Source organism: Halogeometricum borinquense DSM 11551 (genome assembly GCF_000172995.2).
GTDB classification, from domain to species: domain Archaea; phylum Halobacteriota; class Halobacteria; order Halobacteriales; family Haloferacaceae; genus Halogeometricum; species Halogeometricum borinquense.
This window is the reverse complement of the sequence record NC_014729.1, coordinates 1593330-1616190: the sequence shown is the minus strand read 5'-3', so window position 1 is coordinate 1616190 and position 22861 is coordinate 1593330. Positions and strand designations below refer to the sequence as shown.

The window sequence follows — 22861 nt, the reverse complement described above, 5'->3', positions numbered from 1 at the left end:
CGCCGAGCGTGAACGACCCGAGGTTGAACGGTTTCGCCGACGGGACGATGTGAATCGCCTCGGGTCAAGCCCCGAGGCTTCCCGTTTCCACGACGCGCTTTGCAGATACCGAATGAGTATCCGTAGGGAGCGCAGTCTCCACGGGCGTTGATTCGGGCCATCCCAGCCCTAATGCAGAAAAGCCTCTCTGCAAGACGTTCAACGAAGCGTTTGCATCCCTATCCGTTTCAAACCCACACGCCGGACACGAATGCTCACGAACCCAGATAGGTTTCGCCGTCTCTACACCGCACGACGCACACTCTTTCGTCGTGCCCCGAGCATCAACCTGAACGACGTGCGTTCCGTGCAAGTCTCCCTTGTATTCAAGCAAGGTGATGAACTGTCGCCACGCCACGTCCTGCTTGTTCCGAGCGTTCCCGTCGTCCTGAAGCATACACTGGACGTTCAGGTCTTCCACGAACACGGCGTCATACTCCTTGACGAGCCACGTCGTGAGTTTGTGCTGGTAGTCCAGCACCTTCCGACGAATATGACGCTTCACCTTCGCTACTTCGACTCGCTGTTTCTCGTAGTTGTTCGATCCTTTCTCCTTTCGAGACAACTTACGCTGTTCTCGTCGGAGGCGCTCGTAGTCGTCTTCGAGGTCGAGCCAGTCCACGGTCTTGCCGTCGCTTGTGTGGATGTAGTTGAGGATGCCGAGGTCGATTCCAACGCTGTTGCTCGTGTTGAGCGAGTCCACGTCGGGTTTCTCAGGCAAGTCAGCATCATCGGTTTCGAGGCCGAACGAGACGAACCACTCTCCGGTTGTCTCCTTCTTGATGGTGACTTCCTTGATTTCTGCTTGGTCATGGATTTCACGGTGGTAGCGAATACGAATATCTCCGACTTTGGAGAGTTCTAACGTCGCGTGTCGGCCACTCGTGTTTTTGAGTTCGAAGCCGGACTGCGAATACGTCATGCTCTGGTACTCAGTCGGAGACTTCCACTTCAACTTCCCAACCTTGTTTCCGTTCTGTTTCTTTTTGGAAAGGTTCGAGAGATTCTGATAGAACCGTGTGACGGTTCGTTGCAGAGCCTTCGAGTTCACGTCGGAGAACACAGAGAACTCGTCTTTCCAATCGGGGAGTCGGTAGTGGTGTTTGTACGCTGACCCGATGTTGTCGGCGTCAACGTTCTCGTATTCGTACCGAGTGTAGTTGTACGCTTGGCGATGAACGTCGATGTGGTATTCCAGTCGCTCCGCTACTGCTTGTGTCGGGTAAGCGTGGTAGCGGTGACTGTATTCCATCGCTGTCTGCTGGTTAGAAGTGTGTTAACTTAATGGTTTGTTTCACGGAGTGTCGGATTCAACCCCGAGGTCAAGCCTCGGGGCATTCTCCTTGTACCTCTGTAAAACTGCAACTTGTCGCTTCCCCGAGGTCCGTCCGAGTCGTCGCCGGTAGTGAACCACGACCCGCGCTTTGAGTACGCCGCATCAGTCGTTGGGAACGCGCGTGCCGCCAGTTCGTCTGCATCCTTCGAACGGAGCACGACCGTTCGCGGCGCACCGTCCGGTTTCGCTCCGACGACGCCTACGGATGATAACGCCGCCGCACCCCCAACCCCGGCGAGGAACGTCCGTCTCGTCGTCTGACCTCGACTGCGTGTGTTTCGACGCATGGGTATTTCCCGGTGGGAGACACGATTAGTAGTTTCACGGAAAGCAGTGATAGTTGTTTAAAACGGATCGTTAATCCAGACTCTCGGGGAGTCCGTCGTACTCGTCTCTCAGCCTCGAACCACGTCTTCGTCCGTCGGTCCTGCACCGCCGAACTCCGTAACGTATGCGTCTAACTGTTCAGGGTCATCTGCGCCCGGAAGTCGCTTTGCTGCGGTTCGACAGTCGGCAGCAACACCGAGTTTCTCGCAGACGCGGTCCGTCGTGGCCTCGGCCATCTGTCGATAGGTGGTGAGTTTCCCGCCGACGATACTCGTGAAGTTTTCGACGCCGTCGTCGCCGTGATCCACGCAGAAGAAGCCGCGAGAGATACCGCGCGCACCCTCGCGGGAATCCTCGTCCGGTGCGTAGAGTGGGCGGACGCCCCACCACGTTCGAACCCGTTCAGCCTCGCGGGCAGGCGGAAGCATCTTCGAGCATTCTTCGACCATCCGTTCGACTTCTTGGGCATCCTCCGGATAGTCGTCGGGGTCGTCCACCTCGATACTCGTCGTTCCCAAGACGACTTCCCCATCGTGCGGGACGACAATGTCGCCGTCCGCAGGGTCGCGGGCGCGGTTGAGAACGGGACCGAGTCCGTCGTACTGAACTGAGACCATCACTCCCTTCGTGGGACGCATCGCCACCTCGACGCCCGCCATCCGGCCGACGTCTTCTGCCCACGCGCCAGCGGCGTTGACGACCTGTTTCGCGGCAATGGTCTCACCGACCGATCCGCCGACTTTGACGCCGGTGATGCGGCCGTCTTCGACGTGCAGGTCTTCCACGGGTGCATTCGTCAGGATAGTCGCTCCGTGATCGCGGGCGTCCGCGGCGTTCGCGGCGACGAGGCGCGACGGGGAGACGACGGCGTCGGGAACTTTCATCGCGCGCTCGACAGCCTCGGAGAGGCCCGATATTTCATTCCGCACCTCGTCGCCAGAGAGCGTCTCGATCGGGATGCCGATATCCTCGCAGGCGGTGCGCTTTGCCTCGAAGTACTCGGGGTCGTCCTCGGCCAGTTGGAGGAACAGGCCACCGGTATCGCGAACGCACTCGCCAGCAATATCGCGCAGGATTCGATTTTCCGCGATACACTCGCGCGCACCCACCTCGTCGGCCTCGGCGTATCGCGCACCGCTGTGAAGCAAGCCATGAGACCGACCGGAGGTTCCCGCCGAAAGGCCACCACGTTCGACAAGTGTCACGTCCACGCCGCGCAACGCCAAATCGCGGACGATTCCAGCACCAGTCGCACCGCCGCCAATCACCACTACGTCGGTGTCGTCTGCCATCGTTGGAGATTGGTCCGAGCGGGTATGGACCTGACGCCAGTGTCAATCCACCGGGGGTACGTGTTTAGTTTTACGACAGTCACGGGAAGTAATGTTAAGAAACATTTATGCTGTATCTTGCGGTCTGTTAGCACGTTTGGCGCGTCGTAGTGGCGTCACCGATAGGTGGCGGGCCTATCGGAACCGGAGATGGTGACTTATGACAGAAAACACATACATTGGTGCAGTAGACCAAGGGACGACAGGGACCCGGTTTATGGTCTTCGACCACAGCGGGAAAGTCGTCGCAAGCGCGTACCAGAAACACGAGCAGATTTATCCCGAACCGGGATGGGTCGAACACGCCCCAGCGGAGATTTGGGAGAACACGCAGGCTGTGATGCTGACGGCGCTCGAAGAGGCCGGCCTCGACGCCGAGCAGTTGGAGGCAATCGGCATCACCAACCAGCGTGAGACGACGCTCATCTGGGACAAAGCGAGCGGACGGGCGATAGCGAACGCCATCGTGTGGCAGGACCGCCGGACGACCGACCGCGTCGAGACGCTCCAAGACGAGGGTAAAGAGGAGTGGGTCCGCGAGAAGACCGGTCTCGAACCCGACGCATACTTCTCAGCAACGAAAGCCGAGTGGCTCCTCGACAACGCCGACCCCATCAAACTCGCTCGCATGCGCCCCGACGACGTACGCGAGAGGGCCGAACAGGGAGAACTCATGTTCGGCACTATCGACTCGTGGGTCACCTACAAACTCACGGGTGCGCACGTCACCGACGTGACCAACGCCTCCCGCACCATGTTGTTCAACATCCACGACATGGACTGGGACGACGAACTCCTTGAGGAGTTCAACGTTCCTGCGGAACTCCTTCCCGAAGTCCGGCCATCGTCGGACGAGGACCTGTACGGAACGACCGATCCGGACGGCTTCCTTGGAGCGGAGATTCCCGTCGCGGGCGCGCTCGGAGACCAACAGGCCGCGCTGTTCGGTCAGACCTGTTTCGACGCTGGCGACGCGAAGAACACGTACGGCACTGGCTCGTTCATGCTCATGAACACCGGCGACGAGGCCGTCATGAGCGAACACGGCCTGCTGACCACCGTTGGCTTCCAGCGCTCGGGCGAACCCGTCCAGTACGCGCTTGAGGGTTCCATCTTCATCACCGGCGCGGCTATCGAGTGGCTCGAAGACGTGAGCCTCATCGACGACGCCGCCGAAACCGAAGAACTCGCCCGCTCTGTCGATTCGACCGACGGCGTCTACTTCGTCCCCGCATTCACCGGACTCGGCGCACCTCACTGGGACCAGCGTGCCCGCGGTACTATCCTCGGCATGACCCGCGGCACCCGCCGCGAACACGTCGTTCGCGCCACGCTCGAATCCATCGCGTTCCAGACCCGCGACGTTGCCGAAGCCATGGAGGAAGACAGCGGCATCGACCTCTCGACGCTTCGTGTCGATGGCGGCGCAGTCAAGAACAACTTCCTCTGCCAGCTCCAGTCGAACATCGTCGGCACGGACATCGTGCGACCGATGGTTGACGAGACGACGGCGCTCGGTGCCGCCTACGCGGCCGGACTGGCTGTCGGCTACTGGAGTAATCTCGATGAACTCCGCGACAACTGGCAGATTGACCGGGAGTTCTCCCCCGACGACAGCGCCGAAAACGTCGATGGGCGCTACGGCCGCTGGAAGGAAGCAGTTGACCGCTCACGCGACTGGGCGCGGGAAGGGAGCGACTGATGGCACTCTCCGAACTCTGGGCGGTCGAGATGCTCATCGCCGCCTTTGCGGGCGGCGCGTTCGGCGCCGCACTCGGCGCGCTTCCCGCGTTCATCTTCACCGGCTTCCTTGTCATTGCCGGTGAGACGGCTGTTGTCGCCAACGCCGAGGCGGGAAGCATCACGGGCTCAGTCGCCTTCGGTGAACCGTTCTCGCCCGCAATCAGTTTCGCCGGTGGGGCCGCTGCCGCCGCATACGCGGCCAAAAGAGGCTATATGGACTCAGGATTCGACTATCACAACGCCAAAGATATCGCGTTCGCGCTCGGGACGAAACCGGACGTACTCGCGGTCGGCGGCCTGTTCGGCATTCTCGGCTACTGGATAACCATCGCATCGCAGACGTACAACCTACCGTGGGACCCGATCGCCATGGGCGTCACGCTCTCGGCGCTTGCCCACCGCGTCGCATTCGGCTATCCGCTCGTTGGAAAAATTCGAGGAGACGGTCCGCTCGATATGTCGCCGTTCGAACGCGAAGAGATTCGCGTCGTCGGCGAGGCGGCTGCCGATGGCGACGGAGAAACGGACGGCGGAACGGCCTCCCGATTGGCCGTTGAACCGTGGCTTCCCCACCAGTACAAGTGGGCTAACGTCGCCGCCGTCAGCCTCGTCGTCGGACTTCTCGGCGCATTCATCGCCATGGAGACCGGGAGTATCTTCCTCGCGTTCGGTATCAGTGCGGCGTCGCTCGTGTTCTTGAACCTCGGCGTCGAGCGCATCCCCGTCACTCACCACATGTCGCTTATCGGAAGCGCGGGGGCGCTCGCCGCGGTGGGTGGTCCCGACGGATCACTACTGGTCGGACTCATCGCTGGCGGCGTGCTGGGACTCATCTCAGGCCTGTTCGGTGAACTGTTCCAGCGCGTGTTCTACTCGCACAGCGACACCCACTGGGATCCGCCCGCGGCCGCTATCGTCTTCGGGTCGTTCCTCATCGTGATCCTGTACATCATCGGCGTCTTCCCGAGTGCGTCGTACGTCCCGACGCTCGGGTTCTGACGACCGACTCACCTCCATTTCGGCGATTGGAGGCATTGAAGGCGATAAGCTGATCGACGCTTTGTCCGGTAAAAACGACGCGGTGGGTCGGTGGCTCGCTTACGCCGTCTGTGCGATGCTGATGACGACAGTGACGCCCTCGATGTCCCACTCTTCAGTCAGGTCGGCGTCCTCGCCGTCGGAATTGAGAGTGGTCGCACGGACTTCTTCGGCGATGAGATCCTCGTGGCGGTACACGAGGTCGGCTACGCGGTCGTCCTGCACGTCGAGGGAGACCGCAATCTCCTCTTCCACGTCGAGGGACAGACGCTTGCGCATCTCTTGGATACGGCGGATCACGTCGCGCGCGTATCCCTCGGCCTCGATCTCCTCAGTAAGGGAGGTATCGACGTAGACGACGCCGCCGTCAGTGCCGTCCGTCGCCGCGAACTCGGCGTCGTAGACGTTCTCGGGGGGTTCGGCGCGGTACTCGACCATCTCGTCGGTGAGTTCGACCGTCTCACCATCGACTTCGACGCCCGACTCGACTTCCTCGCGGGGGACACCCTTGACCGCCTGCATGACCTTCTGTGCGTCGCCGCCGAAGGCGGGGCCGATGACGCCCATCTGCGGGTCGGCGTACTCGACGAGTTCGTCGAACGTCTCGACGACCTCGATAGTCCGGGTGTTCACCCGGTCAGCAAGGAGGTCAGAGAGCGCTTCGACCGCCTCAGCTACCTCGTCGTCCTCGCTGGCGACGACCACGCGCTGGACGGGCCAGCGGAGTTTTCGCTCGCCCTGCTGGCGGGCGTTCGCGGCCGCCTCTTCGACGTTCCGCAGGACCGCCATATTGCGCTCCAGTTCTTCGTCGCGCCACGCCTCGTCTACGGTCGGGTAGTCGAGCGCGTGAACGGTGGTCTCGCTGCCGTCGAGATGCTGGTACATCCGCTCTGCGACGTACGGCGTGAACGGTGCGATGAGTTGCACCGTTTCGTTGAGGACAGTCGCAAGCGTCGCGTACGCGCCGCGTTTGGATTCGGAGTCTTCCTCCTCCCACATCCGCTCGCGGATCGCCTTCACGTAGAAGCGCGAGACATCCTCCGTCACGAAGTCGAGAATTGCGTTGAGCGCGTCGTGAACCTCGTAGTCGTCCCACGCGTCCGCGACGTCGGCCTTGACGGTCTGGAGACGCGATAGCACCCACTCGTCTACGACGCTGAGTTCGCCCGCCGAGAGGTCCGGGTTCGCGGGGTCGTAGCCGTCCAGTTCCATGTACGGCAGCGGGAATCGGAAGACGTTCCAGAAGATGTTGAGCGCCGACTGGGTGTCGGCAAGTCCGTCCCAATCGAACGAGAGATCGACACCCTGCTGGTCGTGACTCAGGAGGTACGCGCGCAGTGGGTCGCGGCCCGCGCGGTCGATGGCCTCCTCGGGCGTGACGATGTTCCCGAGAGACTTCGACATCTTCCGGCCGTTCTCGTCGTTGGCGAACCCGTGCATAAGAACCTCCTCGTACGGGATCTCTCCGCGTGCGGCAGTCCCCATGCCGAGTTGCGACCAGAACCACCCGCGGGTCTGGTCGTGCGCCTCAACGATGAGGTCGGCGGGCCACAGTTCCTCGAAGTCGGTCTCGTTGCCGGGGTAATCGAGCGTTCCCCACGTCGCCACCGAGGAGTCGATCCACACGTCGAACACGTCCGGCACGCGTTCGTACGTCGTGCCGTCCTCGGTGATGGTGAGGGGATCGACGGATGGACGGTGCAGGTCCAACTCTCCGGGATCTACGTCCTGATCGGCGCGTTCGGCTAACTCCTCGCGCGTACCGACGACGATGAAGTCCTCGCCGTCTTCGGACTCCCAGATGGGCAGCGGAATGCCCCAGTAGCGCTGCCGGGAGATGTTCCAGTCGGGCGCGTCGGCGACGAAGTCGCGGAAGCGGTTGTCGCGCGCCCACTGCGGATGCCACTCCGAATCCTCGATGTTGTCGAGGAGTTCGTCTTTCACGTCTGTGACGGTGATGAACCACTGATCGGTGGCGAGGAAGATGATGTCCGTATCACACCGCCAACAGTGACCGTACCGGTGGCTGTGTTCGCCCGAGTGGAGGAGCGAGCCGTCCGCCTCCAAGTCCTCGATGATGTCGGGGTTGGCGTCGCGGACGAACGTGCCGGCGTAGTCGCCGGCCTGTTCGGTGAACTCGCCGCGGCCGTCAACCGGCACGAACACGTCGAGTCCGAGGTCCTGTCCGCGGGCGAAGTCTTCTTGACCGTGGCCGGGCGCGGAGTGGACCAGACCCGTTCGGTCGGCTTCGACGTACTCGGCGGTGTACACCTCACCCGCGCCTTCGAAGTCGGCGTACTCGTTCAGGTGGCCGGCCAGCGGGTTGTCGTACTCCCACCCGACCATCTCCTCGCCGGATAGCTCTTCGACGACTTCGTAATCCTCGTATCGCCCCTTCTTTAGCACGTCTTCGACGCAGGGTTCAGCGAGGTACAGCACCTCGCTCTCGCCGCCCTTCTCGGCGCGGACGGCCTGGTACGTCATCTCGCCGTCGACAGCGACGAACGTGTTCGCCGGGATGGTCCACGGCGTCGTCGTCCAGATAACGAGGCTCCCCTCGCGGTCTTCGAGGGGGAACTTCACGTAGATAGACGGCGAGTCGATTTCGTCGTACTCGACTTCGTTCGCGGCGATAGCGGTCTGACAGCGCGGGCAGTAGTTGACAGAGCGCTTGCCGCGTTCGACCAGTCCGCGGTCTGCGACTTGGTCGAACGCCCACCACGCGGCCTCCATGTACTCCGGCGAGAGCGTCTTGTACGGGTCGTCCCAGTCCATCCAGACGCCGATAGACTGGAAATCGTCGTCCATCGCCTCGCGGTTGCGTTCGGCGAACGACTTGCATTCGTCGATGAACGACTCCATGCCGTACTCTTCGATGTCGCGCTTGGTCTCAAAGCCGAGTTCCTCCTCGACTTTGACCTCGATAGGCAGACCGTGCATGTCGTAGCCCGGCCGGTCCGTGACGCGGTGACCCGTCATCCGCTTGTAACGGATGATGGCGTCCTTCAGCGTCTTGTTCCACGCTGTCCCGAGGTGCATTTGTCCCGACGTGTACGGCGGGCCGTCAACGAAGAAGAAGGCCGGGTCGTCCGCGTGCGCCTCCTTCGTCGCCTCGTAGGCGTTCTCCTCGTCCCAGTAATCGCCGACGACGGACTCGATATCCGCCGGCGTGTACTGGTCGCTTAGGTCGTCCATATAGGTGGACAAACCGGGAACGTATATCAAAACCGTGGAACCGTGCGAACGATTCAGTGTCGTGGGGGTTACGACTGAAATCTGGAACGCGCCGTCTGCTGGGTGATCTGACCCCCCGTCTCTTCATCGTAGACAGTCACCACCGCCTTCGACGGTATGGCATCCGCCTCGTACCGAACGAGCGTCGTGGAGATGACTTCGTCCACGTCGTCGCCGAACGATAGGGTTTCGGGGTCGCGCGGATCGCGCCGCATCGGAATCGAAGCGGTGTCCCACGCGCTCCACGAGAGGTCACCGTGCAGTATGGTCGGACTGATGCCGTACGGCTGCCGCCGTGGCATCTTCGCCTCGAACAGGAGCAAAAATCCGGTTGAATAGTCGTCGTTTCGAATGTCGTTATCGAGCGAGTGCTCCTGTTGCGGGTAGTGACCGGTGAACAGGTCAGCGTCGTCCGGCGGCGGTTGCGTGAAGAGTTCGGTATGATAGGCGTTCGACGACTGCGCGGAGAGACCGTCAGCGAACCACGGTTCGTCAGCGGGGTGGTATATCGTAGTAGCCAATTCCATGTCGATGCCGCCACTCACTTGTTCCCGAACGGCACCCGTACATCCAGCGAGGCCGGTCAGCGTGAGGGCGGACGCTGAGAGGAGGGCTCTACGGTTCACACCTCTGTTTGTCTATCACCCGACAAATGCGTTCCGAGAGAAATCAGAAATCCGGCAGATCATCGGGCGCTTCGTACTCGGACTCCCACTCGATGTAATCGTCTTTGAGTACGTCGCAGACGGTCTGTCCCAACTCCGTGAGGCCCGCGTTGATGCTCGACACTTGCTTCCACGAGGAGAGTTCCGGGTGAACCTCCTGTTCCTTCCAATCCTGCGGGAGTCCGGGCGCGTGGTAGCCGACACGTCCGGCGAAATCGTCCCAGAAGAAGTCGAAGTCCGAGCCGAGACCCAAGTCGGTGACGATGGCCCACTCGTCGGCTGTCACGTCCGTGTCGGCGGCCCACTCCGCGAACGCCTCTTCCCACGCCCCTTCGCTGAGAAACGCGGAGAGTTCGTCCCGCCGGTAGTCGTTGTCGTCGCCGACCACGTCGGCGTCGTCGTACTCGTTCGGGTCGATAGAAGGACTGAGTTCGGGCGGCGACGGCGGTTCGACATCGAGCGTCATGTCTCCGGCTTCGTCGGCCGTCGGTAAAAACGCCGCCCTACTCTCTTTCGCACCTCAGAGATCAACGTCGTCCGGTCCGTCGGAGGGCTCGCCGAGGTCGAAATGTTCGGGCGGTTGCCCGGCCTCGTCGAGCACTTCGTCGGAGACGAGAATGGGACAGTCAACGCGGACGGCAAGAGCGACGGAGTCGCTCGGGCGCGCGTCGAAGACGAACTTCTTCGGTTCGCCGTTCTCGTACCGCTCGGCGTCGATCTTCGCAAAGAACGTTCCGTCGGTCAGATCGTCGATGCGGATACTGTCGATGGCACCGCCGAACTCCGTGATCATGTCCACCAGCAGGTCGTGGGTCAACGGCCGTTCGAACGGTTCGCCGGTGAGAGCGAGTTGGATTGCCTGTGCCTGATCGGAGGTGATGACAATGGGGAGAAATTCTTGTCTGACTTCCAATATTACCGCGGGAACACTTCCTCCCTCGGCATCGACGCCGACGCCGATGCCCTTCACCTCGGCCCGGTGATTCATATTCCAGAATTGGACGGCGAGGTATGAATACCTACCCCACGACACAAATTCTCACGACCCACTAATTCACACAGATGGGGACCACCCGTCCCACCAGTCTCACTCGCGCCGGAAATACCAGACAAGCGACCAAACGAGGATGACGGATATCCCGCCGAGGAAAAAGAGGAGTCCGGGCGGGAGGCCCGCGGCGGTAGCCGCGGTGTCGCTGGCGCGCGCGGTTTCCATCATCGACACGTCGCCGCCCGCACTACCAGTCTGCCCTCCGAACGGGAGGCCGACCGTCGCCCACTGGACGAGGAAGCTGGCGACGCCGACGACGCCGACGGCCGCGAGGAGGCGACGGAGCGCACTCATCAATCCAGTCGTTCCCTCACGGTCGGCGGCGACGACGACCAGCGGTTGGTCAGAAGGCGCGTACACCTTCATCTCGCGGCCTTTCTCGGAGTAGACGGTATCGACGACTTCGACGGCACCGGCTTCTTCGAGTCGGCCGAGATGATACTGGACGTTCTGTAGGGAAGTATCGACGGTGTCTGCGAGGGCGGCCGCATTTGCGGGGTCTTCGTGGAGATCCGCGAGAATGCGACGTGCCGTCCCTGAGGAAAGTGCCGACAGCAAGTCGTCGGCATCGTCGTCGTCAAGGCCGATGACGCGAGGGGAGGCGTCTACGTCGGGTGACGACGTGGAGGGGAGGAGGCGAGCCATGCAACCTGCTACGCCGTGGTGGGATACAAACCTTCCCCCCTCGGCCGAGGTCACGCGTTCCCATTGCTGTCCCGCCCGTCGAGGTCGTCCACGATGGCGACGCGCAGATCGTTCACGTTGGTCCCGGTCGGCCCAGTTCGGATGAGACACTTCCGGTCGCGCAGGAATGAGAGCGAATCGTTCTCCGCGAGTGACGCCGCCGCCTCGCTCTCGTCGCTCGCGTCATCGACCGTTCGGGAATCCACAATTGCCCCCGCCACTGTCGTCCCGCCGTCCTCGCCGTCCGAGTCTATCGCGGCCACGACGGCGTCAGTGTCGAGTTCACGCGCCGCCGAGAGACAGTATTCGAGGTTCGGACCACCGTCACCGTCACCGCGAACCGTGACGGTACACTCGCCGCCGGTGAGAATCACCGCGGGCGGGTCGAGTGGGTCCCCCGTCGCGGCCACCTCCTCGGCGACAGCGACGTGCGTCTTCGCGGCCTCGCGCGCCTCACCGCGCACGCGAGCGGAGAGTACAATCGAATCGTAGCCGTGTTCTCTCGCGGTCTCACGTGCCGCGGAGAGCGCCGTATGGGTGTCCGCGAGAACGTGATTCGTCACCCGGTCGAATACCGGATCATCCGCCATCGGTGTTTCGGATAACTCACCGCGTGCGCCGCGTTCGAGCCTACTCCGGACGCTTTCGGGCACGTCGAGACCATAGCGATCCAGTACGGAGAGTGCATCGTCGTACGTCGTCTCGTCGGGCGCGGTCGGACCGGAGGCGATGACGCTCAAATCGTTGCCCACCACGTCGCTGAAGACGAGACCGATTACCGTCGCGGGTGCGGCGAGGCGCGCCAAGCCGCCGCCTTTGAGCGTCGAGAGATGCTTTCTGACCGCGTTGAGTTCCCCGATATGTGCGCCCGACCGGAGGAGTGCATCGGTCGTCGTCTGCAAGTCCGCAAGCGAGATACCGTCGGCAGGCGTCGGAATCACCGCGCTCGCACCGCCGGTGACGACGGCGAGAACGAGGGTTCTGTCGTCCGTCTCCGAGAGGAGATCAACGATTCGGGCCGCGCTCTCAACGCCCGTTTCGGACGGAACCGGATGTGCGCCGGGGAGTCGGTCGATTCGGTCACCTGAGGTCGGTTCCGGTGTGACAACTGCACCGCCGTCAATTCGGTCCCCGAGAACGGTTTCGAGGGCATCTGCGACACCATCTCCCGCCTTCCCCCCGCCGATAACGAGGATGCGGTCGAACGCGGAGAGGTCGTACGTGGCCTCAGCAACGGAGAGCGTGTTGTCATTGAGAGAGACAGCGTCGCGGACGATCCGGTCGGGGAGAACAGCGTTCACACCGTCGGAGAGGCATTTGAGAGCAGTTTGGTGCGCTGACGTCGGCGTCTCGGCGTCGAACGCGAGGTCGGCCATAGTGCGTGATGCTCCGACAATGGTAAAAAGCGTGGCCTAGAATCGAAAGTAATGAGTAAGGAAGCGACCGGAGAGGGTCGCGTCCGCGTCGTCGGGACGGCCCACGTCTCCGAGGACAGCGTCCGCGAAGTCGAAGATGTCGTCGCGGAAGAGCGTCCTGACGTGGTCGCCGTCGAACTCGACGAAGGGCGGTATCGTCAGATGAAGGGTGGCGCGCCCGACGATATCGAACCCGGAGATTTGCTCCGCGGCAACACCGTCTTCCAGTTTATCGCGTACTGGATGCTGTCGTACGTGCAGGCGCAACTCGGCGAGAAGTTCGACGTGGAACCCGGTGCAGACATGCTGGCAGCCGTCGAAACGGCGGAGAAGTTCGGTATCGATGTGGCCCTCGTAGACCGCGATATCAACGAGACGATGCGACGTTTCTGGTCGCAGATGTCGCTCATCGAGAAGTTGAAGATGGTCGGCGGACTCGCGTTCGGTCTCGGAGATAGTCGCGGCGTGGGCATCGTCATCGGACTGATCATCGGCCTGTTGGTCGGTCCGCTCGTCGGTCTGTTCGGCGGATCGTTCGGTATCGGTCTCCCGATTCTGTCCCGCATCACCGGCGGCGCAGTCGTTCTCGCCGCCGTGGCGGCCGTCCTCTGGGTCGTCTCGGCGCCGTTCCTCGATACGGAAAACCGTATTCTCGTCGCTCTCGGCGGCGGTACCGCGGCCGGCATCATCGGCGGATTCGGTCTCGGCCTCGCAGCGCCGTTTATCGCCAGCCTCAGTTCGTTCGCCGTGCGCACCGTCGGGAGTCTCACCCTCGGTGTCGGCGTCGGTCTTCTGTTGGCTGGATTGGCCGCGACGCTTGCAACCGCGTTCGGGATGGGCCCGGACGACGACGTCGAAGAGATGGAAGAGTTAGACATCGACTCGATGACCGATACGGACGTGGTGAGCGCCATGATGGAGGAGTTCCGCGAGTTCTCTCCCGGCGGCGCGCAGGCCCTTATCGACGAGCGCGACGCGTACATTGCGCATCGATTGGTCGCACTCCGACAGTCCGGCCACCACGTCGTCGCCGTCGTCGGCGCGGGGCACCGCGAAGGCATCGAACGGTACCTGAAGTATCCAGAGCGACTCCCGCCGATGGATTCGTTGACGGGAACGCCCTCAAGTGGCCTTCCGTGGGCGAAAATCGTCGGCACCGGCATCTCCGCCGCAGTCGTCGTGTTCTTCGGCCTGCTTACGCTCTCGACGGCCGGCAACGACACGCTGATTCGTCTGTTCGGCGCGTGGTTCCTCATCAACGGCGCGTTCGCGGCCGGACTGGCGAAAGCCCTCGGCGCGCGATGGCCGTCGGCTCTCGTCGGCGGTGCCGTCGCGTGGATGACCTCCATCAACCCCTTCCTCGCACCCGGATGGTTCACGGGCTACATGGAACTGCAGTACGATCCCGTCAACATCAGCGATATCAGCCGTCTCAACGAGTTACTCGCGGACGAAGAGGCACCACTTGGCGAACTCGTCAGCGACCTGTTCGACGTTCCGCTGTTCCGCCTTATCATGGTGGTGGCGGCGACGAACATCGGAAGCATCGTCGCCTCGGCGTTGTTCATCGGATACGTCCTCCCCCTGTTTGCGCTCGACTTAGGCGGACCGCAAGGCATCATCAATCTGATGTTCGAGGGAGCGCAAAACGGCTGGAACATCCTTATCAGCCTCCTATAAACGGCTGTAACCTCTTTTCGTGAGGCGAACGTAGCCCGCAAGGCCCAACTACACGCCGCACAAACGGTCACCGACTCGAACACATGAGTACGAACACCACTCTCAGTTTCAGTTCTCGGGAACTCCGTGACCTCGCCGTCGCATGGGTTGCTCTCGGACTTGCCTTCGCCATCTTCTTCGCTGGTGGCGGCATGCGTGCCATCGCCAACGTCTTCGGCGGCGGACTGGTCGGTCCGTTCCTCGTCAGTCTACTGACCGCTGGTATCGGCTTTCTCCTCCACGAACTCGCACACAAAGTCGTCGCCGTCAGATTCGGACAAGTCGCAGAGTTCCGCGCCGACTACGGGATGCTCTTTCTCGCTGTGATGAGTTCACTCGCCGGATTCATCTTCGCCGCACCCGGCGCAGTCTACCATCGCGGCATGCTCACGGACCGCGAACACGGCCTGATCGCACTCGCCGGCCCCGTGACGAACCTCGCTCTCGCGGCCCTCTTCCTCCCGGTTCTCCTCATCGGCGCACTCGGAGGATCAGATTTCGTCGGACTCGTCGGCTTCCGCGGCGTCACGATCAACCTGTTTCTCGCCGCGTTCAACATGCTCCCGTTCGGCGCGCTCGACGGCAAGACAGTCATCTCGTGGAGCAAAGGGGTGTTCGCCGTCGTTTTCATCCCATCTCTGCTGCTGACGCTGGCTCTCGTCTTCGGGATCACCCCATTCTAACGGTCGCTGTGATTCAAACAGCCCCGCCGAATGGCCATAGCCAATAGCGACAGGGCGGGGACTGAACGGTACTCGGTGCGGAGTAGTTGCAGAATGACGGTGGAGGGCGGGGACTGAACGGTACTCGGTGCGGAGTAGTTGCAGAATGACGGTGGAGGGCGGGGACCTGCCGCAGCCGTCGCGTGCGGCGTCTGCGGGTTCGGTGGGGAGTTCGTTAGTCTCGACCGTAGCCGTGTCCGGCGACGAGTGCGAACAGGTTGCAGGCGAGGAGACCCACAAATTGGAACATCTCCGCCTGCGCGAGTCCCCCTGCGAGCAGGGGGAGATACGCCAGCGGGAGCAGGATGGCTGCCCAGAACGTCACTGTCTCCGCAGAGCGGAGCGTGACTCGGGCAACTGAGTTGGCGAGGCCGATACTACGTCGGACGGACGTGTTTTCGAGGGTGGAGGGGACGCTTGACATCGTTGGCTACCGTCACTGATTCCTTGTGGAGGTACCCACATATAATCGGTAGAGCCTTACCGTGAGTTTCGGACCATTTACGACTTTGAGTGCCGTTTCACCGACGTTTTACAAACGGTTCAGAAACTATTAGACTGTTTACAAACGATTCTGAGGCAGTTTTAGAAAATCATGTTATATTATACCATGGTAACAATTCAAGATCTGGTTTCGGCCTGCCTACTGAGTAGTTTGGTACATAATACCAAAGTCCCCCTGTGCTAACTGTAGCCGGGAAGACGTTGCGCGCGGCAGCGCGGGTCTCTCGCGCGCGCCGGACGGGCACCTTTTTCCCTTCCGACCGCGCGCGTTCGGATATGACCGACACCGACGCGGGAGAGGGTCCTGCAGACGAGGCGGACGACGACGAACTGACCTACGCGGACGCTGGTGTCGATATCGACGCCAGCGAAGCGGCGACGGCGGCATTGGTCGGTGCCGTCGGTGAGAGCGAAGGCGACTACGCCGGGTTGCTGGATATCGGTGACCGCTACCTCGCGCTTGCGACAGACGGCGTGGGGACGAAACTCATCGTCGCCGAGGCGCTCGGTGACTACTCCACAGTCGGCATCGACTGCATCGCCATGAACGCCAACGACCTCGTGGCGGCGGGCGTTCGTCCGGTCGCGTTCGTAGACTACCTCGCCGTGGACGAACCCGACGAGCGGTTCGCCGAACAGGTAGGTGAGGGACTGTCAGTGGGCGCTGAGAGGGCGGATATCGAACTCGTCGGCGGTGAGACGGCCGTCATGCCCGAAGTGATCAAAGGACTCGACTTGGCGGGGACGTGTGCCGGTCTCGCCGACAAAGACGCGCTGTTCCCCGGAGAGGCCGAATCCGGCGACGCACTCGTCGGATTCCGCTCTTCGGGCATCCACTCGAACGGGCTCACGCTGGCACGTACGGCGACGACGCGCGACCACGAGTACACCGATGACTGCCCGTTCGAGGGCTACGAGACGATTGGGGAGGCATTGCTGGAACCCACCCGCATCTACACGAATCTACTGGACCCGATGCGCGAACACGGCGTCAACGCGGCGGCGCACGTTACTGGCGGCGGGTGGACCAACCTCGAACGGATGGGAGACTTCCACTACGTCGTCGAGGACGCGTTCGATCCTCACCCGGTGTTCGAGTTCGTCCAAAGCGAGGGGAACGTCTCTGACGAGGAGATGCACCGGACGTTCAACATGGGAACTGGCTTCGTCGCCGCACTCGCCCCTGACGACGCGGAAGCACTCGCCGACGCGACGGACGGACGGGTTATCGGGCACGTCGAAGACGGGTCTGGCGTCTCCATCCGCGGTCTCGACCTCTGAGGGAGCGTTTCGAACGCGACCGGGGCAGCGTTCATATGTCAGACTATCAAATGGACGGGCATGGGCGACAACGGACCACCGACCCCCGGCGGCTTGCCAGTTCTCGGAAACACCGTCGCGTTCGCCCGCGACCCGTTCAGTTTCATCGACTCGGCGGTCACCACCCACGGCGATGTTATTCGACTCTCGATGCTCGGACGGGACCGATACATCGTCGCCCACCCGGACCTCTTCGAACGCGCGCTCGTCACTGATCGAGATGCGTTCGTGAAGACCGAGGACTTCCGACTTGCGTTCGGTGACAGCGTCCTCGCGGTCGATGGTGACGAATGGCGCGAGCAACGCGACCTATTGGACCCGTTTTTCTTCTTCCGCCAAATCACCGACTACATTCCGAAAATGCGAAAACAGGCGGACAGACGCGCCGAGTCGTGGACACCCGGTCAAACGTACTCGGCAGTCGAGGAGATGAAGGGCCTGACGTTCGACATCCTCGGATCGACGTTGCTCGGACAAGACCCCGGAAAGAGGTCCGGCGACGACTCACTCAGGCGGGCCGCTGACGACCTGAACGCCTACTTCGCACCCACATCGTGGGCACTTCCGGGAAGCCTTCCGACCCCCAGCAGACGCCGGTTCAACCGCGCCGTAACGACGTTACGCGAGGAAGTTGACCGACTGCTGGCGGCGGATCACTCTGGCGACGATTTGCTCTCGGTCCTCGCCGAGGCGCGTGGGGAAGAGGGGTATCCACGGTCGGAGACGGCCGTCTCGGACCAACTCGTCGGAATCATCTTCGCCGGACACGAGACGACTGCTCTGGCGCTGACGTACACGTGGTATCTCCTTTCTGAACATCCGAGCGTCCGAGAACGCGTCGAACACGAGATTGACGAGGTTGTCGGTGACGATCCTGTGGGAGCCGAACACCTCTCAGATCTCACCGTCCTCGAACGGGTGATAAAAGAGTCGCTCCGTGTGTACCCGCCGATTCACACGCTCCCGCGGACGACGACGCGCGAGATAGAGTTAGGCGGCTACTCGATTCCCGAGGGGTCGGAGGTACTCCTCTCGGTCAGAAACGTCCACCGTGACGAGCGGTTCTTCGAGCATCCCGATCAGTTCGACCCGGACCGGTGGGAGCGCAACGACGCGCCCGAGTATGCCTACGTACCGTTCGGTGCGGGGCCGCGGCGGTGTATCGGTCAGTCGTTCGCCATGATCGAAGCGAAGACGGCGTTGACCGAACTCATGAAGCGCTATCGGCTAGAGTGGGCGGGCAACGGCGAGCTAGACCTGAGCCCGCAGATGACGACACAACCGCGCGGTGACGTTCCGATGATCGTCCGAGAGCGGTAACAACAGGCAAGAATGGTCAGTTGGAGAGCAGTGACGCAGAACTGGTGACTGCGGAACGCAGTGACGAGGAACCGGCGGCCGCAAGGAGCAGGCCGCCGATACCGGTGATCCACAACCCAACGGCGACGACTCTCGCGGTGGCGACACCCGTCGTCAAGTACAGGAACGTAACCACCGCGACTCCGATCCCAACAAGGAACGTCAGGAGCGACGCGGCTCGGTTGGGACGAATAAACAGTAACGCCACGACGGCGACCGCCAGGGGCACAAGTACCAGGTCAACAGCCGAGTACCCGGTCTCCATCCCGGGAACCCAAATCACCCGTGAAACGACTCCGTTAGAGGGCACACACGCTGCATCGAACGACACCGATATGAGAGCGACGAAGGGTACGAGAGTTCTTTGTGGTTATACTCGGGCAGCGATGTCTGCTTCGGTGATGATACCCACAGTCTGCCCGCCTTCGACGATGAGAACGGCCGAATGGTGGTCCAACGAAGAGTCGATCTCTTCGAGCGTTGCCGCGGGTTCGACCGTGGTGATCGCCTCACGCATCACCTCGGCGACGGGGAGGTCACCGACGTTGTCGTCCTGAACGCGACGAATGTCACCGTTGGAGATGATGCCAACGGGACGGCCGTCGCGGATGACGGGGAGTTGGGAGAACCCTTCATCCAGCATCCGGTCGCGCGCGTCGCGCACTGAATCGTCGGGCGAGACGCTCACGACGTTCGTGTTCATTAAGTCGTCCGCGCGGACGACGCTCCCCTCGGCCTCATCGAGCGCGTTGACGATGCGCCGGAGCGTCGAGAGACGTGGGTCAACATCGCCACCTTCGATGCGGGCGATGAGCGGTTGCGAGACGCCAGCCATCTCTGCGAGCGTACTCTGCGTGAGGTCGAGTTCTTTCCGCCGTTCCCGGAGGTCGTGCGGGGTCGGGAGTTCCATACCCCACGATAACCGCCGGTTATATGAAAAAGTTTCCGGAGCTTACGCCTCGGCGTCTTCGTCGTCCGCTTCGGTCTCGACCACGTCGATGACCGAGAGCGGAACGTCACGGAGCGCACCGCCGACTTCGCTCTTTGCAATACGGGAGGCGTGCTTCTCGCCGTCGGCATTGAACACGTCGATTTCGAGGAGCAGCCCCACGAGTGCGGTGTCGGCGGCGATAAACGCCGAATCGAACGGTTCGCCGCAAGCCGGACAGCCGGTGACACCGACCTCGACCTCGACGTACTCTTTGTCCTTCTCGTTCAGGCGCTTGCCCGCCTCGCTGACGGCGACGCCGATAGCATCATCAATATCCTCGACGTCGCGGACGAGCCACGCGGCCTCCATTGCGACGAGATAGTTGCTCATACCTCTCCGTGGCGCTGTGGGGTTTCGTGTCTTGTGGTTCGCCCGCCCTGTATCAGCCAAAATTAATAATCAAAAATAATGATATTCTGTCGCGTACGGAACCGAAATCCACCTCATAACTTATGCAAACGACTCGGAGTGCCGATGAGACTCCTACACCGTGAGCGCGTCTGAAACCAATGAGGTTGCTTCCGTGGCAATTTTACTTTAATCGCCAGACAGCGTGGGGTTCACCGAATTGGCCCATGCACAACACATATATACTCCCAAGGCTGCTCCTGAGCCAACGCGATGCTCAACGCGATGCACCGGTCAGTCACGTTCGCCCTCTACCAACTAACCTTGGCCCTCGGCATCCTGCTCATGCCCGTCGCACTCCTCATGCGCCGGGTCGGTATCCGCCTGCCGCTCGGTCGCGCAGTGGAAGCCGCAGGTGACGCGTACGAACGTGCGGACGGGAAATCCCAAACAAACTAATCACGCCTCGTTTTCGGCGGTTCAGTTCATGCGTTTTTCAGAGCGATCACACGTTCCGAGTAGCAGCCGCATCTGAATGCCTAATCAGGAAGTAGCGCACCGCTACTACCCATTGATGCCCGGTACGGGCAACAGCAGGGGGAAGGGTGGCATTTATCAGCGCCGGGATTCAAAAGCGGGTAATGCGTACTCCCACGAGCGACGACACCTCCGGCCGTCTCGACCCCCTGAACGGCGACCACAGTGGAGTGTTCTCCCCTGAACTGGGCGAGTTCCCGAACGCCGAACAGCGTGCGGGCGAGTCGACGGCAAAGGAGACGAAGACGGGAACGACGACGGTTGGTCTGAAGACCGAAGACGGCGTCGTCCTCGCAACTGACATGCGCGCCAGTCTCGGCCACATGGTCTCCTCGAAGAACGTACAGAAGGTCGAAGAGATTCACCCGACCGGTGCGCTGACCATCGCGGGATCGGTCTCGGCGGCGCAATCACTCATCCGGTCGATTCGTGCCGAAGTTCGACTGTACGAGTCCCGCCGCGGCGAGGACATGAGCATGCAGGCGCTCTCGACGCTCCTCGGCAACTTCCTCCGCTCGGGCGCGTTCTACATCGTTCAGCCCATCCTGGGTGGCTTCGACGACGAAGGCGCACACATCTACAGCATCGACCCCGCAGGTTCCATCCTCGAAGAAGAGTACACCGTCACCGGGTCCGGCAGTCAGTACGCCCTCGGTGTGCTCGAACAGGAGTACAGTAACGACCTGTCCATCGAAGAGGCGAAAACCACTGCGGCCCGCGCCATCAAAAGCGCTGTCGAGCGCGACCTCGCGTCCGGTAACGGGATCAACGTCTGCGTTGTGACCGAAGACGGCGTCGAAATCACGCAGCACAAAGACTTCGAAGACGTCCTCTAAACCGGACTGCCGACTTTCTCTTTCGCGTTCGTGCGTTTGGCCGTCGAACACGGCGGCCGCGATTCCAAAACACAGCGACGCGTCTCGTATCAGTTACAGCCAGTCTGAGAAACTTCCCTCGAGAAGCGTCTCGGACTGCCTGTCGATGTACTCACGTTGCATCTCGAAGATGGCCGCATCGAAGTCGAGGCCGTCCGCGAGTGCATCGTGGACGCGGTTAATTTTCCATCCCGCAGGCGTCCGGCCGGATTCGGCGCGGACACGAAGCGGTGCTACGTACCGGTTGGCTTCCGCCTCCGAACACCCGGCGGACTTCAGGCCGTCCACGGCGTGTGCGAGGATATCGTCGTACACTTCGGCGGCGTTTGTCGTCTCGTGGCCGTCGTTGGCGATCCAGCGCTGTCGGCTGTCGAACCCGTTTCGCATGGCGGCGTAGAAGTTCTCTTTGGCCGTCTGCCAGTCCTGGTCGATGACGGGATGGCGGCGTTTCGGGAGGCTCTCCATCAACCCGGCGAACGCCGCTTGAAACGCGATAGAGTCACGAACAGTCGGTTGTGCGGCGATAGGCCGGAACTCGATACGGGCGTTCGCAGACGAGTGCGTCTCGCCGTCGAACACCGGGCGAACCCACCGCCAGAACGTCCCGTGTTTCCGCCGAAGCGTAGCGAAGGAGTCGTCAAACCGGTCACCGCGTGGGACGGGCATCGGGACGATGCTCTCGTCACTCGCAACTCGGTCTACCGCCTCCTCGACATCCGAAAGATCGTCCGGGAAGCGGACTTTCTCGGCATCTTCGCCGTTGAGGACGGATTCGAAGACTGCGATGCGGTTTTCCATGTAGGCGTCGTCCAAGATGGTCGTCGGGTCGGCGTCGTCGTACAGATCCGGCGGGAACAACGGCGAGTTGACGCCGAGTGCGAGGAGCGGACCGGCGACTCTGAGTGCGTAGTTGAAGTATGTCGGCAGGTCGGCGGCGTGAGCGACCTGATAGTGCGGTTGGATAGAGGTGATAAGCGACTCCGGCATGACGGTGTCGGCGTCGAGTTCGACGTGGGGTGCATCCAGACTCATCTGCCCGGTTGCGGTTTCGCCGTTCGCCATCGCGTGGTACCGAACGGAGTCACTCATATTCGTGGCGACGCGGATTCCTCCGTCTGAGATGCTGTCAGTGAGGTATTCGCGGGCGGTCTCGCCCGTCGGTGGAATGGTCCACAGGCCGTCGCTGACGAGGCGCATCCCCTCCGATGACGTACACTGGAGCGCTGCAGTGAGTCGGGCAAGCACCTCAGACTCCTGTGCCCGGAGTCCGTGCGGGTTCAGCGGTTGTGGACTCGTCGTCATCTCGGCGTTGTGGAGGCCGAGTTCTTTCTCGAAGCCGATGAGTTCGAGAAGCCGACGGGGGACGCGCATCAACCCGTTCTCCATATTGTCATCGGACGAGGACCAGCGGCCGTCGGCGACGGCGTAGAACTCGTACTCCAGTCCGACGATAGACTGGTGATTATCGAAGGTCCCAGCGGCTAATTCGGATTTGACCACCTCGGCGTCCGCCTCCGCTTGCGCCTCGTACTCGTCGGCGTCAACGGCGAGTACATCTCGGACCCTATCCGCAAGCTTGTCGGTCATACTGCCCCCTGTGCGTCCACGCGGCTTGAATCCCGT

General features: G+C 61.8%; 22 protein-coding genes and 1 pseudogene. 8 read left to right on the top strand and 15 right to left on the bottom strand.

The annotated features are described in order from the left end of the window. Nucleotides 1–64: 64 nt before the first annotated feature. The 3 genes from HBOR_RS08145 to HBOR_RS08135 all read right to left on the bottom strand — a co-directional run bounded on the left by HBOR_RS08145 (nt 65) and on the right by HBOR_RS08135 (nt 2994). Nucleotides 65–1291, bottom strand: a complete 1227-nt coding sequence (locus tag HBOR_RS08145; RefSeq protein WP_006054798.1) for an RNA-guided endonuclease InsQ/TnpB family protein — start codon at nt 1289–1291, stop codon at nt 65–67. 29 nt (nt 1292–1320) lie between these two features. Continuing rightward, the gene (locus tag HBOR_RS08140; protein ID WP_049890457.1) at nt 1321–1662 is read right to left on the bottom strand and encodes a hypothetical protein; all 342 of its coding nucleotides are present in this window, start codon (nt 1660–1662) and stop codon (nt 1321–1323) included. A 108-nt stretch (nt 1663–1770) separates the two neighbouring features. Then, nucleotides 1771–2994: an FAD-dependent oxidoreductase gene (locus tag HBOR_RS08135; protein WP_006056194.1), complete on the bottom strand. Its 1224-nt coding sequence runs from the start codon at nt 2992–2994 to the stop codon at nt 1771–1773. A gap of 199 nt (nt 2995–3193) precedes the next feature. Here HBOR_RS08135 and glpK point away from each other — a divergent pair, with 199 nt between their 5' ends. Together glpK and HBOR_RS08125 are read left to right on the top strand one after the other, a co-directional pair. Beyond that, nucleotides 3194–4735 carry a glycerol kinase GlpK gene (gene glpK, locus HBOR_RS08130; RefSeq protein WP_013440579.1) on the top strand — a complete coding sequence of 514 codons (1542 nt, stop codon included), beginning with the start codon at nt 3194–3196 and terminating at the stop codon, nt 4733–4735. Further along, entirely contained in the window at nt 4735–5775 is a 1041-nt protein-coding gene (locus HBOR_RS08125) for a hypothetical protein (protein WP_006054488.1), read from the top strand. Before glpK ends, HBOR_RS08125 begins: the two co-directional genes overlap by 1 nt. A gap of 99 nt (nt 5776–5874) precedes the next feature. Here HBOR_RS08125 and ileS read toward each other — a convergent pair whose 3' ends face one another. The 6 genes from ileS to HBOR_RS08095 all read right to left on the bottom strand — a co-directional run bounded on the left by ileS (nt 5875) and on the right by HBOR_RS08095 (nt 12824). Beyond that, the gene (ileS, locus tag HBOR_RS08120; RefSeq protein ID WP_006054487.1) at nt 5875–9009 is read right to left on the bottom strand and encodes an isoleucine--tRNA ligase; all 3135 of its coding nucleotides are present in this window, start codon (nt 9007–9009) and stop codon (nt 5875–5877) included. 68 nt (nt 9010–9077) lie between these two features. Then, nucleotides 9078–9674: a hypothetical protein gene (locus tag HBOR_RS08115; RefSeq protein WP_006054486.1), complete on the bottom strand. Its 597-nt coding sequence runs from the start codon at nt 9672–9674 to the stop codon at nt 9078–9080. A 43-nt stretch (nt 9675–9717) separates the two neighbouring features. After that, the gene (locus tag HBOR_RS08110) at nt 9718–10179 is read right to left on the bottom strand and encodes a hypothetical protein (RefSeq protein WP_006054485.1); all 462 of its coding nucleotides are present in this window, start codon (nt 10177–10179) and stop codon (nt 9718–9720) included. 54 nt (nt 10180–10233) lie between these two features. Next, on the bottom strand, nt 10234–10701 hold the full coding sequence (locus HBOR_RS08105) for a bifunctional nuclease family protein (protein ID WP_006054484.1): 468 nt from the start codon (nt 10699–10701) through the stop codon (nt 10234–10236). Between the two features lie 99 nt (nt 10702–10800). Further along, the gene (locus HBOR_RS08100; RefSeq protein WP_006054483.1) at nt 10801–11409 is read right to left on the bottom strand and encodes an ArsR/SmtB family transcription factor; all 609 of its coding nucleotides are present in this window, start codon (nt 11407–11409) and stop codon (nt 10801–10803) included. 50 nt (nt 11410–11459) lie between these two features. Continuing rightward, on the bottom strand, nt 11460–12824 hold the full coding sequence (locus HBOR_RS08095) for a glycerate kinase type-2 family protein (protein WP_006054482.1): 1365 nt from the start codon (nt 12822–12824) through the stop codon (nt 11460–11462). 51 nt (nt 12825–12875) lie between these two features. Between HBOR_RS08095 and HBOR_RS08090 the strand changes: the two genes are divergently transcribed. Both HBOR_RS08090 and HBOR_RS08085 read left to right on the top strand, forming a co-directional pair. After that, nucleotides 12876–14543: a TraB/GumN family protein gene (locus HBOR_RS08090; RefSeq protein WP_006054481.1), complete on the top strand. Its 1668-nt coding sequence runs from the start codon at nt 12876–12878 to the stop codon at nt 14541–14543. Between the two features lie 83 nt (nt 14544–14626). Next, the gene (locus HBOR_RS08085; RefSeq protein WP_006054480.1) at nt 14627–15265 is read left to right on the top strand and encodes a zinc metalloprotease; all 639 of its coding nucleotides are present in this window, start codon (nt 14627–14629) and stop codon (nt 15263–15265) included. Between the two features lie 214 nt (nt 15266–15479). On the opposite strand, the gene HBOR_RS08080 is transcribed toward HBOR_RS08085, so the two are convergent. Further along, nucleotides 15480–15728, bottom strand: coding sequence for a hypothetical protein (locus HBOR_RS08080; RefSeq protein ID WP_006054478.1), 249 nt, complete (start codon nt 15726–15728; stop codon nt 15480–15482). Nucleotides 15729–16084: 356 nt separating this feature from the next. Here HBOR_RS08080 and purM point away from each other — a divergent pair, with 356 nt between their 5' ends. Both purM and HBOR_RS08070 read left to right on the top strand, forming a co-directional pair. Next, complete coding sequence (gene purM / locus HBOR_RS08075) at nt 16085–17089, top strand: phosphoribosylformylglycinamidine cyclo-ligase (RefSeq protein WP_006054477.1); 1005 nt, start codon at nt 16085–16087, stop codon at nt 17087–17089. Nucleotides 17090–17149: 60 nt separating this feature from the next. Continuing rightward, nucleotides 17150–18448 carry a cytochrome P450 gene (locus tag HBOR_RS08070; RefSeq protein WP_006054476.1) on the top strand — a complete coding sequence of 433 codons (1299 nt, stop codon included), beginning with the start codon at nt 17150–17152 and terminating at the stop codon, nt 18446–18448. Between the two features lie 16 nt (nt 18449–18464). Here HBOR_RS08070 and HBOR_RS08065 read toward each other — a convergent pair whose 3' ends face one another. From HBOR_RS08065 to HBOR_RS08055, 4 genes and pseudogenes are all read right to left on the bottom strand, one after another. Continuing rightward, on the bottom strand, nt 18465–18797 hold the full coding sequence (locus tag HBOR_RS08065; RefSeq protein ID WP_241432320.1) for a hypothetical protein: 333 nt from the start codon (nt 18795–18797) through the stop codon (nt 18465–18467). Continuing rightward, nucleotides 18787–18882: pseudogene (locus HBOR_RS20570) on the bottom strand (hypothetical protein); the annotation flags it as partial. The gene HBOR_RS08065 and the pseudogene HBOR_RS20570, both read right to left, overlap by 11 nt. After that, nucleotides 18858–19397, bottom strand: a complete 540-nt coding sequence (locus HBOR_RS08060; protein ID WP_006054474.1) for a CBS domain-containing protein — start codon at nt 19395–19397, stop codon at nt 18858–18860. The pseudogene HBOR_RS20570 and the gene HBOR_RS08060, both read right to left, overlap by 25 nt. 42 nt (nt 19398–19439) lie before the next feature. Further along, on the bottom strand, nt 19440–19808 hold the full coding sequence (locus HBOR_RS08055) for a DUF555 domain-containing protein (protein ID WP_006054473.1): 369 nt from the start codon (nt 19806–19808) through the stop codon (nt 19440–19442). A 291-nt stretch (nt 19809–20099) separates the two neighbouring features. Here HBOR_RS08055 and HBOR_RS08050 point away from each other — a divergent pair, with 291 nt between their 5' ends. Further along, nucleotides 20100–20285 (top strand): hypothetical protein, encoded by a 186-nt coding sequence (locus HBOR_RS08050; RefSeq protein WP_006054472.1) that lies wholly within the window; start codon nt 20100–20102, stop codon nt 20283–20285. Nucleotides 20286–20467: 182 nt separating this feature from the next. After that, the gene (gene psmB, locus HBOR_RS08045; RefSeq protein ID WP_006054471.1) at nt 20468–21199 is read left to right on the top strand and encodes an archaeal proteasome endopeptidase complex subunit beta; all 732 of its coding nucleotides are present in this window, start codon (nt 20468–20470) and stop codon (nt 21197–21199) included. Nucleotides 21200–21292: 93 nt separating this feature from the next. Here psmB and HBOR_RS08040 read toward each other — a convergent pair whose 3' ends face one another. Beyond that, nucleotides 21293–22825 (bottom strand): hypothetical protein, encoded by a 1533-nt coding sequence (locus tag HBOR_RS08040; RefSeq protein WP_006054470.1) that lies wholly within the window; start codon nt 22823–22825, stop codon nt 21293–21295. Nucleotides 22826–22861 lie beyond the last annotated feature (36 nt).